Origin of the sequence: Bacillus glycinifermentans, from assembly GCF_001042475.2 — a bacterium.
GTDB lineage: Bacteria > Bacillota > Bacilli > Bacillales > Bacillaceae > Bacillus > Bacillus glycinifermentans.
Genome location: NZ_LECW02000028.1, coordinates 1 through 2,882 on the forward strand (window position 1 = coordinate 1; position 2,882 = coordinate 2,882).

1 rRNA gene is annotated in these 2,882 nt (G+C 53.2%); it reads left to right on the forward strand.

Annotated elements, in window-relative coordinates:
• Positions 1 to 2,847, forward strand: a 23S ribosomal RNA gene (locus AB447_RS16875); the annotation flags it as partial.
• Positions 2,848 to 2,882: the final 35 nt, after the last annotated feature.

Below are 2,882 nucleotides of genomic sequence, written 5' to 3' on the forward strand. Positions count from 1 at the left end.
GCTGTAAGCAAGCTTTGATCCGGAGATTTCCGAATGGGGAAACCCACTGCTCGTAATGGAGCAGTATCCATATCTGAATTCATAGGATATGTGAAGGCAGACCCGGGGAACTGAAACATCTAAGTACCCGGAGGAAGAGAAAGCAAATGCGATTCCCTGAGTAGCGGCGAGCGAAACGGGAACAGCCCAAACCAAGAGGCTTGCCTCTTGGGGTTGTAGGACACTCTATACGGAGTTACAAAAGAACGAGGTAGACGAAGAGGTCTGGAAAGGCCCGCCATAGGAGGTAACAGCCCTGTAGTCAAAACTTCGTTCTCTCCTGAGTGGATCCTGAGTACGGCGGAACACGTGAAATTCCGTCGGAATCCGGGAGGACCATCTCCCAAGGCTAAATACTCCCTAGTGACCGATAGTGAACCAGTACCGTGAGGGAAAGGTGAAAAGCACCCCGGAAGGGGAGTGAAAGAGATCCTGAAACCGTGTGCCTACAAGTAGTCAGAGCCCGTTAACGGGTGATGGCGTGCCTTTTGTAGAATGAACCGGCGAGTTACGATCCCGTGCAAGGTTAAGTTTGAAAAGACGGAGCCGCAGCGAAAGCGAGTCTGAATAGGGCGCATGAGTACGTGGTCGTAGACCCGAAACCAGGTGATCTACCCATGTCCAGGGTGAAGTTCAGGTAACACTGAATGGAGGCCCGAACCCACGCACGTTGAAAAGTGCGGGGATGAGGTGTGGGTAGGGGTGAAATGCCAATCGAACCTGGAGATAGCTGGTTCTCTCCGAAATAGCTTTAGGGCTAGCCTCAAGGTAAGAGTCTTGGAGGTAGAGCACTGATTGGACTAGGGGCCCCTACCGGGTTACCGAATTCAGTCAAACTCCGAATGCCAAAGACTTATCCTTGGGAGTCAGACTGCGAGTGATAAGATCCGTAGTCGAAAGGGAAACAGCCCAGACCGCCAGCTAAGGTCCCAAAGTATACGTTAAGTGGAAAAGGATGTGGAGTTGCTTAGACAACCAGGATGTTGGCTTAGAAGCAGCCACCATTTAAAGAGTGCGTAATAGCTCACTGGTCGAGTGACTCTGCGCCGAAAATGTACCGGGGCTAAACGTATCACCGAAGCTGCGGACTGTTCTTACGAACAGTGGTAGGAGAGCGTTCTAAGGGCTGTGAAGCGAGACCGGAAGGACTCGTGGAGCGCTTAGAAGTGAGAATGCCGGTATGAGTAGCGAAAGAGGGGTGAGAATCCCCTCCACCGAATGCCTAAGGTTTCCTGAGGAAGGCTCGTCCGCTCAGGGTTAGTCGGGACCTAAGCCGAGGCCGAAAGGCGTAGGCGATGGATAACAGGTTGATATTCCTGTACCACCTCCTCACCATTTGAGCAATGGGGGGACGCAGGAGGATAGGGTAAGCGCGGTATTGGATATCCGCGTCCAAGCAGTTAGGCTGGGAAATAGGCAAATCCGTTTCCCGTAAAGGCTGAGCTGTGATGGCGAGTGAAATATAGTAGCGAAGTTCCTGATTCCACACTGCCAAGAAAAGCCTCTAGCGAGGTGAGAGGTGCCCGTACCGCAAACCGACACAGGTAGGCGAGGAGAGAATCCTAAGGTGATCGAGAGAACTCTCGTTAAGGAACTCGGCAAAATGACCCCGTAACTTCGGGAGAAGGGGTGCTCTGTTAGGGTGCAAGCCCGAGAGAGCCGCAGTGAATAGGCCCAGGCGACTGTTTAGCAAAAACACAGGTCTCTGCGAAGCCGTAAGGCGAAGTATAGGGGCTGACGCCTGCCCGGTGCTGGAAGGTTAAGAGGAGCGCTTAGCTTATGCGAAGGTGCGAATTGAAGCCCCAGTAAACGGCGGCCGTAACTATAACGGTCCTAAGGTAGCGAAATTCCTTGTCGGGTAAGTTCCGACCCGCACGAAAGGCGCAACGATCTGGGCACTGTCTCAACGAGAGACTCGGTGAAATTATAGTACCTGTGAAGATGCAGGTTACCCGCGACAGGACGGAAAGACCCCGTGGAGCTTTACTGCAGCCTGATATTGAATGTTGGTACAGCTTGTACAGGATAGGTAGGAGCCTTGGAAACCGGAGCGCCAGCTTCGGTGGAGGCATCGGTGGGATACTACCCTGGCTGTATTGACCTTCTAACCCGCTGCCCTTATCGGGCAGGGAGACAGTGTCAGGTGGGCAGTTTGACTGGGGCGGTCGCCTCCTAAAAGGTAACGGAGGCGCCCAAAGGTTCCCTCAGAATGGTTGGAAATCATTCGCAGAGTGTAAAGGCACAAGGGAGCTTGACTGCGAGACCTACAAGTCGAGCAGGGACGAAAGTCGGGCTTAGTGATCCGGTGGTTCCGCATGGAAGGGCCATCGCTCAACGGATAAAAGCTACCCCGGGGATAACAGGCTTATCTCCCCCAAGAGTCCACATCGACGGGGAGGTTTGGCACCTCGATGTCGGCTCATCGCATCCTGGGGCTGTAGTCGGTCCCAAGGGTTGGGCTGTTCGCCCATTAAAGCGGTACGCGAGCTGGGTTCAGAACGTCGTGAGACAGTTCGGTCCCTATCCGTCGCGGGCGCAGGAAATTTGAGAGGAGCTGTCCTTAGTACGAGAGGACCGGGATGGACGCACCGCTGGTGTACCAGTTGTTCTGCCAAGGGCATCGCTGGGTAGCTATGTGCGGACGGGATAAGTGCTGAAAGCATCTAAGCATGAAGCCCCCCTCAAGATGAGATTTCCCATTCCGCAAGGAAGTAAGATCCCTGAAAGATGATCAGGTTGATAGGTCTGAGGTGGAAGTGTGGCGACACATGGAGCTGACAGATACTAATCGATCGAGGACTTAACCAAATTGAATGTCATATCGTTATCTAGTTTTGAGAGAA